The sequence below is a fragment of the Novosphingobium sediminis genome (assembly GCF_007991615.1).
GTDB classification, from domain to species: Bacteria; Pseudomonadota; Alphaproteobacteria; order Sphingomonadales; family Sphingomonadaceae; genus Novosphingobium; species Novosphingobium sediminis.
Genome location: NZ_BJYR01000001.1, coordinates 126,916 through 141,829 on the forward strand (window position 1 = coordinate 126,916; position 14,914 = coordinate 141,829).

Annotated in this window: 14 protein-coding genes; 10 read left to right on the forward strand and 4 right to left on the reverse strand. The window is 64.5% G+C overall.

Annotated elements, in window-relative coordinates:
- Nucleotides 1-23: 23 nt before the first annotated feature.
- Nucleotides 24-728: a uracil-DNA glycosylase family protein gene (locus tag NSE01_RS00550; protein WP_246134959.1), complete on the reverse strand. Its 705-nt coding sequence runs from the start codon at nt 726-728 to the stop codon at nt 24-26.
- Between the two features lie 181 nt (nt 729-909).
- Here NSE01_RS00550 and NSE01_RS00555 point away from each other — a divergent pair, with 181 nt between their 5' ends.
- The 6 genes from NSE01_RS00555 (at nt 910) to NSE01_RS00580 (ending at nt 8,677) form a co-directional block, all read left to right on the forward strand.
- Nucleotides 910-2,556, forward strand: coding sequence for an electron transfer flavoprotein-ubiquinone oxidoreductase (locus tag NSE01_RS00555; RefSeq protein ID WP_147157669.1), 1,647 nt, complete (start codon nt 910-912; stop codon nt 2,554-2,556).
- A gap of 37 nt (nt 2,557-2,593) precedes the next feature.
- On the forward strand, nt 2,594-3,391 hold the full coding sequence (locus NSE01_RS00560) for a 4-(cytidine 5'-diphospho)-2-C-methyl-D-erythritol kinase (RefSeq protein WP_147157670.1): 798 nt from the start codon (nt 2,594-2,596) through the stop codon (nt 3,389-3,391).
- On the forward strand, nt 3,388-4,116 hold the full coding sequence (locus NSE01_RS00565) for an N-formylglutamate amidohydrolase (RefSeq protein WP_147157671.1): 729 nt from the start codon (nt 3,388-3,390) through the stop codon (nt 4,114-4,116). Before NSE01_RS00560 ends, NSE01_RS00565 begins: the two co-directional genes overlap by 4 nt.
- A gap of 103 nt (nt 4,117-4,219) precedes the next feature.
- Nucleotides 4,220-6,088: a dihydroxy-acid dehydratase gene (gene ilvD, locus NSE01_RS00570; RefSeq protein WP_147157672.1), complete on the forward strand. Its 1,869-nt coding sequence runs from the start codon at nt 4,220-4,222 to the stop codon at nt 6,086-6,088.
- Entirely contained in the window at nt 6,078-7,475 is a 1,398-nt protein-coding gene (locus NSE01_RS00575; RefSeq protein WP_147157673.1) for an NAD(P)H-hydrate dehydratase, read from the forward strand. Before ilvD ends, NSE01_RS00575 begins: the two co-directional genes overlap by 11 nt.
- Entirely contained in the window at nt 7,472-8,677 is a 1,206-nt protein-coding gene (locus NSE01_RS00580; RefSeq protein ID WP_147157674.1) for a class I SAM-dependent RNA methyltransferase, read from the forward strand. The genes NSE01_RS00575 and NSE01_RS00580 overlap by 4 nt, the downstream gene beginning before the upstream one ends.
- Here NSE01_RS00580 and NSE01_RS00585 read toward each other — a convergent pair.
- The 3 genes from NSE01_RS00585 to NSE01_RS00595 form a co-directional block, all read right to left on the reverse strand.
- Complete coding sequence (locus NSE01_RS00585) at nt 8,667-9,107, reverse strand: MAPEG family protein (RefSeq protein ID WP_147157675.1); 441 nt, start codon at nt 9,105-9,107, stop codon at nt 8,667-8,669. The two genes, NSE01_RS00580 and NSE01_RS00585, sit on opposite strands and share 11 nt — an antisense overlap.
- 25 nt (nt 9,108-9,132) lie before the next feature.
- Nucleotides 9,133-9,561, reverse strand: coding sequence for an MAPEG family protein (locus NSE01_RS00590; protein ID WP_147157676.1), 429 nt, complete (start codon nt 9,559-9,561; stop codon nt 9,133-9,135).
- Nucleotides 9,562-9,632: 71 nt separating this feature from the next.
- Entirely contained in the window at nt 9,633-10,649 is a 1,017-nt protein-coding gene (locus NSE01_RS00595; protein ID WP_147157677.1) for a threonine ammonia-lyase, read from the reverse strand.
- A 70-nt stretch (nt 10,650-10,719) separates the two neighbouring features.
- Here NSE01_RS00595 and NSE01_RS00600 point away from each other — a divergent pair, with 70 nt between their 5' ends.
- The 4 genes from NSE01_RS00600 to NSE01_RS00615 are packed head-to-tail and all read left to right on the forward strand — an operon-like array spanning nt 10,720 to nt 14,775.
- A complete protein-coding gene (locus tag NSE01_RS00600; RefSeq protein WP_147157678.1) occupies nt 10,720-11,925 on the forward strand; it encodes a saccharopine dehydrogenase family protein in 1,206 nt (401 codons plus the stop codon).
- A 2-nt stretch (nt 11,926-11,927) separates the two neighbouring features.
- Entirely contained in the window at nt 11,928-12,281 is a 354-nt protein-coding gene (locus tag NSE01_RS00605; protein ID WP_147157679.1) for a DMT family protein, read from the forward strand.
- Between the two features lie 13 nt (nt 12,282-12,294).
- Nucleotides 12,295-13,506: a carboxynorspermidine decarboxylase gene (locus NSE01_RS00610; protein WP_147157680.1), complete on the forward strand. Its 1,212-nt coding sequence runs from the start codon at nt 12,295-12,297 to the stop codon at nt 13,504-13,506.
- Between the two features lie 42 nt (nt 13,507-13,548).
- Complete coding sequence (locus NSE01_RS00615; protein ID WP_147157681.1) at nt 13,549-14,775, forward strand: serine hydrolase domain-containing protein; 1,227 nt, start codon at nt 13,549-13,551, stop codon at nt 14,773-14,775.
- Nucleotides 14,776-14,914 lie beyond the last annotated feature (139 nt).

A 14,914-nucleotide genomic window follows, 5' to 3' on the forward strand; every position in this document is an offset into this window, starting at 1 on the left:
TTCAAATCTGCCAGTCTTCACGGTCATGCCGAAACGGCCTGTCCAGCCATCCCGTCCAACCAGCGCTGCCAGACCCCTGCTTTCCAGCTCGGTTTGGCCAACAAGGTTTCGAGATCGTATTCGAACCCTGCCGGAATACTGCCACTCTCATGGTTAAGCACGCGTAAATGGTGAGCATTTTGCGCTGAGTCGTGCCCGAGAAGCGTCAGGATGTCCCCGCGGCCAAACACCAGCATCCGCTCGGGTGCAGCCAGCGCGATATGCCGTTTCAGCACTGCCCCAAGGCCGGCCATGCCCAATCCTGCCCAATCGGGCAGGGCGATTCGGGCCGGCAGGGCCGATGCGCGGTAGACGGTGGCCGGTTCCAGCCCCATCGCGCCCAGCATGGAGTCGAGCAGCTTGCCATTGCGGCCGGACAGCAGCGTTTCCCCGTCGTCCTCGGCTGGCATCGGCACAAGCACCATCAACTTGGCCCCGTGCGGACCCGTGGGTGCAAACCGCCGCGCGCCCTTCGGTGCAAGCGTCGGTTCGGTTAGCCACCAAGCCGCAAAATCCTCGAATTTTTCAGGCCATGCGCTACGATCTTCAGCAACTGGCGGAGCTGCAGCAATCTGCGACGAAACCCGCGGTGGCCGCTGCTCGACAGGGGGAAGCATGGGGGCGGCCTTTGCCGGACGTGCCGGAGTATCCGCTGCCAGCCAGTCCTGCGGCGCATCGACAAAGGCCATGTCGACGCCTGCCTCGGCCCACCAGCCGAGCGCTGCATCGAGGGCTTGGCCCAACGACCTGTCATTTGTGTCTACCGGTCCCATCGCCTTGCGGTCTTGACCTTGCTTGCGCCAGCTTTCAAGGCAGGCACTTGAGCTTTCGGGGCACAGCGTGCCCGATATGGGGTCGGAGCGAGAGAAGATGAGCGAACGGGAATCGATGCCGTATGACGTCGTGATTGTCGGCGGCGGGCCTGCGGGTCTGGCTGCGGCGATCCGCCTCAAGCAGGTCAATTCCGAGATATCGGTCTGTATCCTCGAAAAAGGTTCGGAAATCGGCGCGCATATCCTGTCGGGCGCGGTGGTCGATCCAAAGGCGCTCGATGAACTGCTGCCCGAATGGCGCGAGCAGGGCTGTCCGATGGCCGAGACGCCGGTGACCGACAACTGGCACTGGGTGCTGACACGCGGCGGCAAAACCGCGCTGCCGCACTGGCCGATGCCTCCGTTCATGTCGAACCACGGCAACTACACTGGCAGTCTTGGCAACCTCTGCCGCTGGCTTGCCGAACAGGCCGGCGAACTCGGCGTCGAGATCTTCCCCGGCTTCCCTGCCGCCGAGATTCTTTACGACGACAAGGGCGCGGTGCGCGGCGTGGCGACCGGCGACATGGGCGTGGCCAAGGATGGCAGCCACAAGCCGGACTATCAGCCGGGCATGGAGCTCCTCGCAAAATATACCCTGTTTGCAGAGGGTGCGCGCGGACATCTCACGAAGCAGCTGAAGTCCAAGTACGACCTCGAGCGCGAATGCCAGCCGCAGGTTTATGGCATCGGGATCAAGGAACTGTGGGACATCGATCCCGACAAGCACGTGCAGGGCCGAGTGATCCACACGCAGGGCTGGCCGCTTTCCGAAAGCAATTCGTGGGGCGGCGGCTTCCTCTATCACCAGGCCAACAATCAGGTGGCCTTGGGCTTCGTCACCGCGCTCGATTACGCGAATCCCTACGTCTATCCCTACGAGGAATTCCAGCGCTGGAAGCAGCATCCGGCGATCCGCGAGATCCTCGAAGGCGGCCGCCGCGTGTCTTATGGCGCGCGCGCCATCAACGAAGGTGGCTGGCAGTCGGTGCCGCGCCTTGCTTTCCCGGGCGGTGCGCTGATTGGCTGCTCGGCGGGCTTCGTCAACGTGCCGCGCATCAAGGGCAGCCACACCGCGATGAAGAGCGGCATGCTCGCCGCCGAAGCGATTGCCGCCGCGATGGCGAACGGCCGCGAGCAGGATGAACTGGGCGAATACGATAGCGCCGTCCGCGAAAGCTGGATCGCCAAGGAACTCAAGCTCGTTCAGAACGCGCAGCCGTTGGTTGCCAAGTTCGGCGGGTCGCTCGGCACCGTGCTGGCGGGTGCGGACATGTGGGCGCGCGTGCTCAAGGTCAATCCGATCGGCGCGATGAAGCACCACAAGGATAGCGAGCACACCATGCGCGCCGATCTGTTCAAGCCGATCGAATACCCCAAGCCCGACGGGGTGATCTCATTCGACCGCCTGACCTCGGTCTCGTTCTCCTACACCAACCACGAGGAGGACCAGCCGTGCCACCTCGTGCTGAAGGATCCGACCGTCCCGACGCGGATCAACCTGCCGCTCTATGCGGGGCCTGAAGCGCGCTTCTGCCCGGCGGGCGTTTACGAGTTCCTGACCGGCGAGGACGGCAATCCGCGCCTACAGATCAACGCCCAGAACTGCGTTCACTGCAAGACTTGCGACATCAAGGACACGACGCAGAACATCGAATGGGTCACGCCGGAAGGCGGCGGTGGCCCGAACTATCCTAACATGTGATGGAATACCCCTCCCGGTTTGCGGGAGGGGGCTCGTCATGCGCGAAACCGCTTACGCCAAGATCAACCTCGCACTCCACGTCCGGCGGCGGCGCGAGGACGGCTATCATGAGCTTGAGACGCTGTTCGCCTTCGTCGATGCGGGGGATGAACTGGTCGCTGAGCCTGCTGCCGAAGATGTGCTTCATGTCGTGGGTGAGTTTGGGGTCACGCTTTCCGATCCGTTTGGAAATATCGTATCCAAGGCTTTGAATTCACTGCCACATGGCAGTGGTTTGGCGATTACGTTGGAGAAGCGCCTGCCTGTCGCTGCGGGGCTCGGCGGCGGATCGGCCGATGCGGGCGCGGTGTTTCGCATGGTCCAACGCGCGTATGGCCTGCCGGATGACTGGCACGAACGCGCCGCGAAACTGGGCGCTGACGTTCCCGCCTGCGTGCTGAGCGAGGCCTGCATCGGACGCGGAACGGGGACCGAACTCGAACCTGTCGCCAACGATCTGGCCGGAACGCCGGTCCTCCTCGTCAACCCGCGTATCCCGCTCGCGACCGGTCCGGTATTCAAGGGGTGGGACCAGATCGACCATGGCCCCATGCCAACAGGCGACTTGCGCACGATCGCGCTTGAAGGCCGCAACGATCTGGAACCAAGCGCCATCGCCCTCGTGCCACAGATCGCTGACGTCATCTCTGCATTGCAGGCAAGCGGCGCGTGGCTTGCCCGCATGTCCGGCTCGGGCGCGACGTGTTTTGCGCTTTACGACAGCCCGCAAGCCCGCGACGCGGCAGCGAGTGCCTTGCCACCGGAATGGTGGCGCCTCGCGGGGGCTCTGCGATGAGCGAGGCCTACCAGATCATTGGCACGCCGCGTTTTGGGGGCATTCTTGTCGTCTCCGATCACGCATCGAAGCGGGTGCCGGACGACATCGACCTCGGTATCGACCCGGCGCTGCTTGAACAGCACATTGCGGTTGATATCGGGGTTGCAGGTGTCGCTGCCCAGATGGCCGAGCGCCCCGGCATTGCAGCCTTTCTTGGGGGCGTCAGCCGCCTCGTCTGCGATTTCAACCGCGACGAGCATGGCCCGACAGTCTGCCCCATCGCCAGTGACGGACATGCCATTCCAGGCAACGCGCTCGATCACGCCGGCCACGAAGCTCGGCTCGCGCGCTTCTATCGTCCTTACCACGAAGCGCTTTCCGCGCTGCTTGATGATGCGCCGCCAGCGCTGATCCTTTCGCTGCACAGCTTCACGCCGCAGCTTGCCAGCGATCCGGCGCAGCAGCGCCCGTGGCAGGTCGGAGTGCTCTACAACGAGGACGACCGCGCCTCGCGTCTCGCCATTCCGCTGTTGGAGGCCGAAGGGCTCGTGGTGGGCGATCAGGAGCCCTATTCGGGCCGCCTGCTCAATGCGACGATGAACCGCCACGCCGAGGCGGAAGGGCGTCCCTATTTCGGCGTGGAAGTGCGGCAAGATCAGATCGCCGATCCGGCCAACCATGCGGCCTGGGCCGAACGCCTTGCCCGCATTGCCAATCGGGTAGCCATCGCGCTTGGCGAATAGCCGGATGGTTGCGGAGATTACTTTCGACCGGAAAGCGCTCTTGCGCTAGGTGCACGGCATCGTCGCCGTTCAGGCGAGCACCAAGCTTCAAGAGAGAATGCCAATGCCGGTCTATCGTTCCAGAACCACCACCCACGGCCGCAACATGGCGGGCGCGCGCGGACTGTGGCGCGCCACGGGCATGAAGGACAGCGACTTCGGCAAGCCGATCATTGCCGTGGTCAACAGTTTCACCCAGTTCGTGCCCGGCCACGTCCACCTCAAGGACCTCGGCCAGCTCGTCGCTCGCGAGATCGAGGCGGCGGGCGGCGTCGCCAAGGAATTCAATACCATCGCGGTCGATGACGGCATCGCCATGGGCCACGACGGGATGCTCTATTCGCTGCCCAGCCGCGACCTGATCGCCGACAGCGTCGAGTACATGGTCAACGCGCACTGCGCCGATGCCATGGTCTGCATTTCGAACTGCGACAAGATCACCCCCGGCATGCTGATGGCCGCAATGCGCATCAACATCCCCGCCGTGTTTGTCTCGGGCGGGCCGATGGAAGCCGGCAAGGTATTGCTGAAGGGCAAGGAAGTCGCGCTCGACCTCGTCGACGCGATGGTCGCCGCCGCTGACGAGAAGTACACCGACGAGGAAGTGACCGCGATCGAGCGCTCGGCCTGCCCGACCTGCGGTTCGTGCTCGGGCATGTTCACCGCCAACTCGATGAACTGCCTGACCGAAGCGCTCGGCCTTTCGCTTCCGGGCAACGGCTCGGTGCTGGCGACTCATGCCGACCGCGAGCGCCTGTTCCGTGAGGCTGGCCGTCTCTCGGTCGATCTGTGCCGCCGTTACTACGAGCAGGATGACGCCAGCGTCCTCCCGCGCGAGGTCGCCAGCTTCAAGGCATTCGAGAATGCGATGAGCCTTGATATCGCGATGGGCGGTTCGACCAACACCGTGCTGCACCTCCTCGCCGCCGCACATGAGGCCGGTGTCGATTTCACCATGGCCGATATCGACCGCCTCTCGCGCCGCGTACCGTGCCTTTCCAAGGTGGCGCCGGCCAAGTCCGACGTTCACATGGAAGACGTGCACCGCGCAGGCGGCATCATGGCGATCCTTGGCGAACTCGAGCGGGCCGGGTTGCTCCACACCGATCTGCCGACCGTCCATAGCCCGACCATGGCGGATGCGATCAACAAGTGGGACATTTCCCGTAGCAATGACCCGCAAGTGCATGAATTCTTTAAGGCAGCCCCCGGCGGCGTGCCGACGCAGGTTGCCTTCAGCCAGTCGCGCCGCTGGAAGGAACTCGATCTCGACCGGGAGACCGGCGTGATCCGTTCGGCCGAGCACGCCTTCAGCAAGGATGGCGGGCTGGCCGTCCTCTTTGGCAATCTCGCCAAGGACGGCTGCATCGTGAAGACGGCGGGCGTTGACGAGAAGATCCTCAAGTTCAGCGGCCCGGCCAAGGTCTATGAAAGCCAGGACGCTGCCGTTACGGCGATCCTTACCGGTCAGGTCGAGGCGGGTGACGTCGTGCTGATCCGCTACGAAGGGCCGCGCGGCGGGCCGGGCATGCAGGAAATGCTTTATCCGACAAGCTACCTCAAGTCGAAGGGCCTTGGCGCTGCCTGCGCGCTCGTGACGGACGGGCGTTTCTCGGGTGGTACTTCGGGCCTCTCGATCGGCCACTGCTCGCCCGAAGCGGCGGAAGGCGGCACGATCGGCCTCGTCGAGACGGGCGACCGCATCGAAATCGACATTCCGAACCGCTCGATCAATCTGATCGTCGATGATGCCACGCTCGCCGAGCGCCGCAAGGCCGCCGAAGCGCGCGGGTGGCAGCCGGTAAAGCCGCGTCCGCGCAAGGTCAGCCTCGCGCTGCAGGCCTATGCCCTGATGACCACCAGCGCCGCGCGCGGCGGGGTGCGTGATCTGTCCGGGATCGTCCGCCAGAGCGGCACGCAGGATGCCGGCTGACCTGACTCAAGTCCTCGATGTCGCCGCGATGCGCGCTGCCGAAGCGGCGCTCATTGTGGGCGGCACACCTGCGCAGGAATTGATGGAAACGGCGGGCCGCGCGCTCGGCGAATGGGCGCGGCGGCTTGGGGCAGGGCGCCCCGTCACCGTGCTCTGCGGCCCCGGCAACAACGGCGGCGATGGCTACGTCGCGGCGCGGCACCTCTCCGAGCATGGTGTCCCGGTCACGGTGATCGCCGCGCGCGCGCCGACCACGCCCGAGGCCATGACGGCAAGAGCGCTCTACGCAGGAGCGGTGCAGGAGCCGGAGGTGATGGCGTCCGGCGGCGTCTTGCTCGATTGCCTGTTCGGCAGTGGTCTCTCGCGGCCTTTGCCGGATGACCTGTTCGCCCTTCTTACCGGGCTTGCCGATCGGCACGCCTTGCGCATCGCTGCCGATCTTCCCAGCGGGATCGAGGCAAATTCCGGCGCGGTGCTCAATCCCGGCCTGCCGATGTTTGACGTAACCGTGGCGCTAGGCGCATGGAAGCACGCGCACTACGCTATGCCTGCCGCGCCGCTCATGGGCGCGCTCAGGCTTGTTGATATTGGCGTGCAAGCAGTGCCGGGCGCTGCGCGTATCCTTGCAAAGCCGCGGATCGCGTCGCCTGCGGCCGATGCCCACAAATACCGGCGCGGCCTTCTCGCCGTGTTGGCGGGGGCAATGCCCGGAGCCGCATTGCTCTCAGCCGAAGCTGCCCAGCGCGCTGGTGCGGGCTACGTCAAGCTTCTGGCCTCCACGCGACCAGAAGGCGTTGCGCCGTCGCTGGTCTGTGACGTCACGGATCTTGCTGCGCTGGCTGACCCGCGCGTAGCCGCGATCCTCGTTGGTCCCGGCCTTGGCCGCAGTACCGAAGCGGTTGGCCGTCTTAACGCTGCGCTCGTCGCAGATCGTCCGGTCGTGATCGACGCCGATGCGCTCACCCTCCTTAAACCCGAAAGCCCCGGCACTGCGCCGCGCGTGCTGACACCGCACCAAGGCGAGATGGCTGCGCTCGAAGCGGCCTTCGGTCTGTCTGCTATCGGCCCCCGCCGTGCCCGTGCGTTGGCGTTGGCAGTCGCCGCGCGGGCAGTTGTCCTCCTCAAAGGGCCAGATAGCCTGATCGCTTCGCCTGACGGTTACGTAACGATTGGCCCGCGCGCCTCGACATGGCTGTCCGTTGCCGGCAGCGGCGATGTGCTCGCTGGTATGATCGCTAGCCGCCTTGCCGTCCACGGCGACGCACATCGCGCCGCGCAGGAGGGCCTGTGGCTACACGGGGAGGCCGCGCGGCGGTGCGGTCCTGCCTTTACTGCCGGAGACCTTGCGGCCGCGACGGGTTATGCCCTAAGCGCCGCGCTCTTATGAGCAATCCCGGTCTAATCATTCGCGTCGCCGCCAAGGGCGAAGGGCAGACCGCTGATGGTCGCTACGTAAAGCTTGCTGCGCCGGGTGATGTGCTTGAAGCGGACGGCACGCTGACACCGGGGCCTGACCATGCCGCGCCCACATGCCGCCACTTTCCGGCTTGCGGTGGCTGCCAGCTCCAGCATCTTTCCGAAGGCGCGCTGGCTGCCTACGTCGCCGGCCGTGTCGAAGGCGCGGCGCGGGGGCAGGGGCTCGATCCCGGTGAAGTATCGCCGCCGCACCTCTCGCCCGCCCAGACCCGCCGCCGCGCCACGCTGCATGCGCAGGCCATCGGCAAGCGCGTCGTACTGGGGTTCCGCGAGGGCGGTTCGCACAAGATCGTCGATCTCAGGGAATGCCCGGTCCTCGCACCCGAACTTGCGGCGCTGGTAGCGCCAATTCGCAGTCTGCTTGAAGCGCGCGGCAGCCGCAGCCTTGCTGCGGATATCGCGCTGACCATGGCCGATCAGGGGCCGACCGTCGATCTTGCCGGTATCACCATGGAAGGCCTCGCCCAGACCGAAGCCTTGCTCGATTTCGCCCGGGACAACCGGATTTCCCGCCTGACCCTTAATCAGGGCGATGGACCAGAAACTGTGTGGGAGCCCGATCCCGTAACGGTAACGCTTGGCGGTGTGCCGGTTGGGCTCCCGCCCGGAGCCTTCCTGCAGGCCACTCGCGATGGCGAGGATGCTTTGATCGCTGCTGCGCGCGATTGGTTGGCAGGCGCGTCCACGGTGGCGGACCTGTTCTCCGGCCTCGGCACTTTCGCCTTCGCGCTGGCACGGCCGGGCACCAAGGTTCTTGCCGTCGAGGCCGCACGCGATGCGCACCTTGCCTGCCAGGCTGCCGCGCGAATGCACGGGCGTCCCGTCCATTCGCTCCACCGCGACCTGTTCCGCAATCCGCTGCAGAAGGCAGAGCTTGATCGCTTTGCCGCCGTCCTGCTCGATCCGCCTCGTGCCGGCGCGCGCGAGCAGGTCTTGCAACTCGCGCAGTCGGTCGTCCCGCGCGTGGTCTATATCAGTTGCAACCCTGCCAGTTGGGCCAAGGATGCCGCGACCTTGATCGAAAGCGGCTACAGGCTCGCCGGGCTCGTGCCGGTGGGCCAGTTCCGCTGGTCCACACACGTCGAGTTGGCGAGCCTGTTCGTCAGGCCGTGAACACCGCCATCGCGGCGTGGAGCACCAGCGCCATCAGCGCCACGCTGGAAAGTGCAAACAAGGCAAAGCGCGGCGCGACCTTGTTGACGGTCGACTGGAAGATCGAGTGCACCACGCGCAGGGCGACATAGGCCCACGCGATCATCGAGTTCACGCCATCACCCTGGCCAATGATCGCCAGCACAATCGCAACCGCATAGAATACCGTAGGTGCTTCATGCAGGTGGTTGTAGTTATGCGCTTTCCACTGGATATGCGGCGCAATCAAACCTTCAAGCTTTGCGCCTGTCCAGCCAACATCGGCCTTGGGATCATCGGACTTTGGCAGCGCGGTGATCGCAGGAATGCGGGTTGCATACATCCAAACCCACATCACCATCGTCCACGCAGCCAGTGCCACCACCGGCTTCAGAATCTCCATTCCCGTCATTGCGGTCCCCTCCGTTTCTTGTCGTTCAAGGCAAAAGCGTGTTCACTGCGGCGCGGACCGCGAGGGCGAACAGAAGCGCGCTCGAGGTCATGAAAAGTGTGAAGCGCACCGGGATCGTGTTGACCAATGCTTGCCACAGCGAGTGAGCGACCCGCACGGCGACATAACCCCAGGCCAGCAGCACATCGATCCGCGTCGCACCCGTCATCGCAAGGATCATGCACACCGCATAGAACAGCGTCGGCTGCTCATGCAGGTGGGTATAGTTGTGCGACTTCCAGCTGATCTGCGCGGGGATGATGCTCTCGAGTTCCTGACCCCGACCCCCCGCTGCAACTTTACCGAGCCCGCCAAGGCGGCGCAGCGCCGGCAATCTCGTCCGGCCGAGCCAGACCAGCATTACCAACGTCCAGAGGACCAGCGCGGTAGCCGGTGCGAGCATCTCTTTTTGCATTATCGTAAAATTCCTGCTGCCCCCCACGCAGAGGAGTGGACAGCACTGGAACTATTGTCAAATGCAACCGATCAGGCGTCCGCAATCACCTTGGCAAAGGCGGCCGGATCAACGTTCCCGCCCGAAAGGATCACCGCAGTCCGCCCGTCGGCCGGCACTTTGCCAGCGAGGACGGCGGCCAGCGCCGCGGCGCCGCCCGGCTCGACCACCAGGCGCAATTTGCGGAAGGCATAGATCTGCGCCGCGCGGACCTCGGCCTCGCTGACAGCGACGCCCTTCATGCCGTGTGACGTCATCACTGCGAAGTTGATCGGATAGGTCGCCATGGTCTGCAGCGCATCGCAAGCTGTTGGTGGCGGAGCGGCGCCCACGTCGACGATGGCACCGCCTGCCAGACTGCGGGTGACGTCATCCCATCCTTCGGGTTCCACCGGCACGATTTCCGCGCCCGGACAGGCGAGTGCAAGGCCCGAGGCCAGCCCGCCGCCGCCGCAGGGGGAAACGATCCGCGTTGGCGCGCCGCCGGCAAAGCATTCCATCTGGCTGGCCAGTTCGATGCCCGTACTGCCTTGCCCCTCGATCACCCAAGGATCGCCATAGGCATGTACCAGCAGGCTGCCCTTGGCCGCGCAAATCTCTGCCGCGATGGCATCGCGTGATTGGGTCAGCCGCTCGTAGAGCACGACTTCGGCCCCCAACCGCTTCGTCTCCGAAAGCTTCACCTGCGGCGCATCCGACGGCATCACGATCGTCGCTGCAATTCCCAGCCGCCGTGCCGCCCAGGCGACACCCTGCGCATGGTTTCCGCTGGAAACCGCGACCACGCCGCGTGCGCGCTCTTCCTCGGTCAGGTCGGTCAGGCGGTGCCACGCCCCGCGGATCTTGAAGGCGCCCATCGGTTGCAGGCATTCGGCCTTGCACCACACCACGCCGCCATCCGGCAATTCGAGCGCCAGCAGCGGCGTGTGCGGCAGCAATGCGCTCATCTTGGCCGCCGCGCGCAGCACGCCTTCGCGTGTCGGTTCGCGGAGCGGAGGGGCGGGGGCAAATTGGGGGGCAGAGCCCATAATCTCACTTGGGTTTGTCATGCGGTTCCCTTAAAGGCGCGAACCTTGATGTGCCAGCCGTTGCTGTGCCGATCCGGTTTGGAGTTTCCCTATGGCCAAGGTCCTTGTCATCGGCGCAGGCGGCGTCGGCTCGGTTGCCGTTCACAAGATGGCGATGAACCCCGATATCTTCAGCGAAGTCGTGCTCGCAAGCCGCACGCTTGCGAAGTGCGATGCGATTGCCGCGTCGGTGAAACAGCGCACCGGCCGCGATGTCGCGACCTACCAGCTCGATGCCGATGACGTCGCCGCGACGACTGCGCTGCTGAACGAGCTCAAGCCCGCGCTCGTCGTCAACCTTGCGCTGCCCTATCAGGACCTCAACATCATGGAGGCCTGCCTCGCCGCCGGGGTCAACTACATGGACACCGCGAACTACGAGCCGATCGACGAGGCCAAGTTCGAATACAAGTGGCAGTGGGCCTATCAGGAGCGCTTCAAGGAAGCTGGTCTCACCGCGCTGCTCGGTTCGGGCTTTGATCCGGGCGTGACGAGCGTGTTCGCTACCTGGCTCAAGAAGCACAAGCTGGACTCCATCCGCACGCTCGATATCCTCGACTGCAACGGCGGTGACCATGGCCAGCCCTTCGCGACCAACTTCAACCCGGAAATCAACATCCGCGAAGTGACCGCGCCGGCGCGGCGCTGGGAGAAGGGCGAATGGGTGGAAACGCCTGCGCTCACCATCAAGCAGACCTTCGATTTCGAAGCCGTCGGCCCCAAGAACATGTACCTGATGTACCACGAGGAAATTGAAAGCCTCGCGCATCACCTGCCCGAGATCGAGCGCATCCGCTTCTGGATGACCTTCGGCGATGCCTATATCACGCACCTTACCGTACTGCAGAACGTCGGCATGACGCGGATCGATCCGGTGATCTACGAGGGCAAGGAGATCGTGCCGCTGCAGTTCCTCAAGGCGGTGCTACCCGAACCTGCCAGCCTCGGTGCGCTGACCAAGGGCAAGACGAACATCGGCGATATCGCGACGGGCCTGAAGGACGGGGTCGAAAAGACCTTCTACATCTACAACATCTGCGATCACGAAGAGGCCTATGCCGAAACCGGCAATCAGGCGATCAGCTACACCACCGGAGTTCCGGCGATGATCGGTGCGGCCATGCTGGTCACGGGCACCTGGGGCGGTGCGGGCGTGTTCAACATCGAACAGTTCAACCCCGATCCCTACATGGACATGCTGAACAAGCATGGCCTGCCGTGGCAGGTGAAGGAACTGGAAGGTCCGCTGGAGTTCTGAACATGTGGCCGACCTCGCTCTGGCTGCCGCCGGTGCTTCTGGTCGGCTCCAATATCGTCATGAACGTCGCCTGGTACGCGCACCTCAAGGCGCCGCACCGGGCGCTGTGGACCGCGGTGATCTCAAGCTGGGCGCTGGCGCTGTTGGAATACATGCTGGCGGTGCCGGCCAACCGGATCGGCGCACAGCGCTATTCGCTGGCGCAGCTCAAGACCATGCAGGAGGCGATCACCCTCGTTACCTTCGTGGGTGTCGCCTATGTCCTGTTCGGCGTGCGGCCTAACTGGTCGCAGGCCGCAGGCTTTGTGTTGATCGTGGCCGGCGCAGCGCTCGTTTTCCGCTCGCCGCTGGGTTGAAGGAACAGGACCGATGGAAACCAGAGCCGGTGATCCGGGCGCCTTTGCGCATTTCGACCTGTCGCGTGTCGACAGCCCCGCCTTCGTGGTTGATGCCGCGCGCCTCAGGCAGAATCTGAGCATTCTTGCCGATGTGCGTGATCGGGCAGGGATCAAGGTGCTCGCAGCGCTCAAGGCGTTCTCGATGTGGCGCGTCGCGCCGCTGATCGGGGAGTACCTCGACGGCGTCTGCACGTCAGGCTTGTGGGAAGCGCGGCTTGCCGCCGATCACTATGCGGGCGAGATCGCGACTTATTGCGCGGCCTACAAGGCGGAGGACCTGGCCGAGATCCTCCAGCATTCGGATCACGTGATCTTCAATTCGCCCGGCCAACACGCGCGGTTTGCTGAGCAAATCGCCGCCGCCCGCGCGGCGGGTGAGCCGTTCGATATTGGCCTCAGGATCAATCCCTTGCACGCCGAAGGTGAAGTGCCGCGCTATGATCCCTGCGCGCCGCACTCGCGCCTCGGTTTCCCGGTCGATCAGCTTGAGACCAAGCATCTCGAAGGTGTGTCGGGGCTGCACTTCCACACGCTGTGCGAGCAGGATTTCGAGCCGCTGCTGCGCACGTGGGAAGCGCTCAAGCCGCGCATCGCGCCGTTCTTCGGCCAGCTCAAGTGGCTCAATTTCGGCGGCGGCCATCACATCACCCGCGCCGATTACCAGCGCGAGGACCTCATAGCGTTTCTGAAGTCCGTGCGCGAAGAAACCGGCTGTGAAATCTATCTCGAACCCGGCGAGGCCGTTGCGCTCGATGCGGGCATTCTTGTCGGCACGGTGCTCGATACGCACTGGAACGGGATGCAGCTCGGCATCACGGACATTTCCGCCACTTGCCACATGCCCGATGTGATCGAGGCGCCCTATCGTCCGGCGATGCTCGGCGAACTGCCGCTGGATGAATATGAGGACGGCGGCCAGGAGTCCGGGGAGGGCGATGCCCCGGTTCGTCTCGGCGGCCCGTCCTGCCTCGCCGGTGACGTTATCGGCGATTACCGCAAGCCCGGGCTCTCCGAACCCGGCACGCGCTTTGCCTTCCTTGATCAGGCGCACTACTCGATGGTCAAGACGACGACCTTCAACGGCGTGCCGCTGCCCTCGATCTGGCTGTGGGATAGCGAGACCGACAGCCTCGAATGCGTGAAGCGTTTTTCGTGGGAGGCCTTCCGCGACCGCGTTTCCTGAGGCAAGCTCTCCGCCAGAACAACAAACTGGCGGAGAGTGCGAATGGCAGGCGAGGTTCTCGATGGCGTGACGAGCGACCCGGTGCGGCTGGGCTGGATGGCCGGTGCACCGCCGCTGCCGGAGAAGCGCATCCTTGGCGCCCGCGCGGACCATATGCGCTTTCCGATGATCCGCTGGTCCTATTCGAACATGCGCAGCTTCTGCCCGACCGTGCGCGTGGCAGCGAATGGGGATGGGACGCCGTTCCCGCGCGCGCTGCGCAGTGATCTGGGCGGAGTGCGCTTCACCCCGCTCGGGGCAGACAGCGAGACGACCGTGGAGGACTCGCTGCTTTCCGCCTTCACTGATGGCATCCTCGTGCTCCACAGGGGCGAAGTCGTGTACGAGCGCTGGTTCGGCGTCACGGGCCCCGAAACCCGCCACATTGCCTTCTCGGTGACCAAGAGCTTTGTTGGCACGCTGGTGCAGATGCTGGTCGGGGAAGGCCGAATCGACCTTGCTGTGCCGGTCACCAGCGTGATCCCCGAACTGGATGGCAGCGGCTTTGGCAGCGCCACGATCGGGCAAGTCCTCCACATGACGAGCGCGCTCGATTTTTCGGAGGAGTATGGCAATCCGAACTCGGGCATCGGTGCCTACAGCGCGGCGCTCGGCCTTACGCCGCGCCCGGCGAGCTATACCGGCCCGCACAACCTGTGGGACTATCTGACCACGGTCCCCGGCGCGGGCACGCATGGCGAGCAGTTCGTCTACCGCACACCCAACACCGATGTGCTGGCCTGGATCATCACGCGCGTCACTGGCCAGCCGTTCGCAGAGGTGTTGTCAGAGCGACTGTGGCAACCGCTCGGCATGCTCGGAGATGCCGATCTGATCGTTGACGAGATCGGCTCGCCCTTTGCTGGTGGGGGCCTTAACTTGCGGCTCGAGGATCTCGCTCGTTTTGGCGAGGCGCTGCGGCTTGGCGGGCTCGGCGTGATCCCCGCCTCCGATGTCGAGCGCATCCGGCAGGGCGGCGAACCGGAGCGTTTCAACAAGCAGGGCTATCCGCTGCTTGGTGGGTGGAGTTATGGCAGCCAGTGGTGGCACGCGCATGACAATCATGGCTGCTTCAGTGCGCGCGGCATCCACGGGCAGACCTTGTGGATCGACCCTGTGGCGGAAATGGTCGTTGCGCGATTCGCCTCTCATCCCACGGCCGCCAACGGAGCGAACGATCCGCATTCGCTTCCGGCGTGGCGCGCATTGGCAGAAGCCCTGATGGCATAGGCATTTTGGGCACCTCGGCCCAAATGTGTTTCATGTTTGTGACATCCACATGAGGTGCCCATTTTTTCACTTGATGTTCAGGGCGGGGGGGCTATTTACCCCCTCGCTGCCCCATGGGGACTTCCAAACCGCAAGGCAG

Excerpts from the sequence above, each read along its gene's own strand:
- NSE01_RS00610 (WP_147157680.1), top strand. The coding sequence starts at position 12,295 with ATGGAAACCAGAGCCGGTGATCCGGGCGCCTTTGCGCATTTCGACCTG.
- NSE01_RS00605 (WP_147157679.1), top strand. The coding sequence starts at position 11,928 with ATGTGGCCGACCTCGCTCTGGCTGCCGCCGGTGCTTCTGGTCGGCTCC.
- ilvD (WP_147157672.1), top strand. The coding sequence starts at position 4,220 with ATGCCGGTCTATCGTTCCAGAACCACCACCCACGGCCGCAACATGGCG.
- NSE01_RS00580 (WP_147157674.1), top strand. The coding sequence starts at position 7,472 with ATGAGCAATCCCGGTCTAATCATTCGCGTCGCCGCCAAGGGCGAAGGG.
- NSE01_RS00585 (WP_147157675.1), bottom strand. The coding sequence starts at position 9,107 with ATGACGGGAATGGAGATTCTGAAGCCGGTGGTGGCACTGGCTGCGTGG.
- NSE01_RS00615 (WP_147157681.1), top strand. The coding sequence starts at position 13,549 with ATGGCAGGCGAGGTTCTCGATGGCGTGACGAGCGACCCGGTGCGGCTG.
- NSE01_RS00565 (WP_147157671.1), top strand. The coding sequence starts at position 3,388 with ATGAGCGAGGCCTACCAGATCATTGGCACGCCGCGTTTTGGGGGCATT.
- NSE01_RS00595 (WP_147157677.1), bottom strand. The coding sequence starts at position 10,649 with ATGACAAACCCAAGTGAGATTATGGGCTCTGCCCCCCAATTTGCCCCC.
- NSE01_RS00600 (WP_147157678.1), top strand. The coding sequence starts at position 10,720 with ATGGCCAAGGTCCTTGTCATCGGCGCAGGCGGCGTCGGCTCGGTTGCC.
- NSE01_RS00575 (WP_147157673.1), top strand. The coding sequence starts at position 6,078 with ATGCCGGCTGACCTGACTCAAGTCCTCGATGTCGCCGCGATGCGCGCT.
- NSE01_RS00560 (WP_147157670.1), top strand. The coding sequence starts at position 2,594 with ATGCGCGAAACCGCTTACGCCAAGATCAACCTCGCACTCCACGTCCGG.
- NSE01_RS00590 (WP_147157676.1), bottom strand. The coding sequence starts at position 9,561 with ATGCAAAAAGAGATGCTCGCACCGGCTACCGCGCTGGTCCTCTGGACG.
- NSE01_RS00550 (WP_246134959.1), bottom strand. The coding sequence starts at position 728 with ATGGCCTTTGTCGATGCGCCGCAGGACTGGCTGGCAGCGGATACTCCG.
- NSE01_RS00555 (WP_147157669.1), top strand. The coding sequence starts at position 910 with ATGAGCGAACGGGAATCGATGCCGTATGACGTCGTGATTGTCGGCGGC.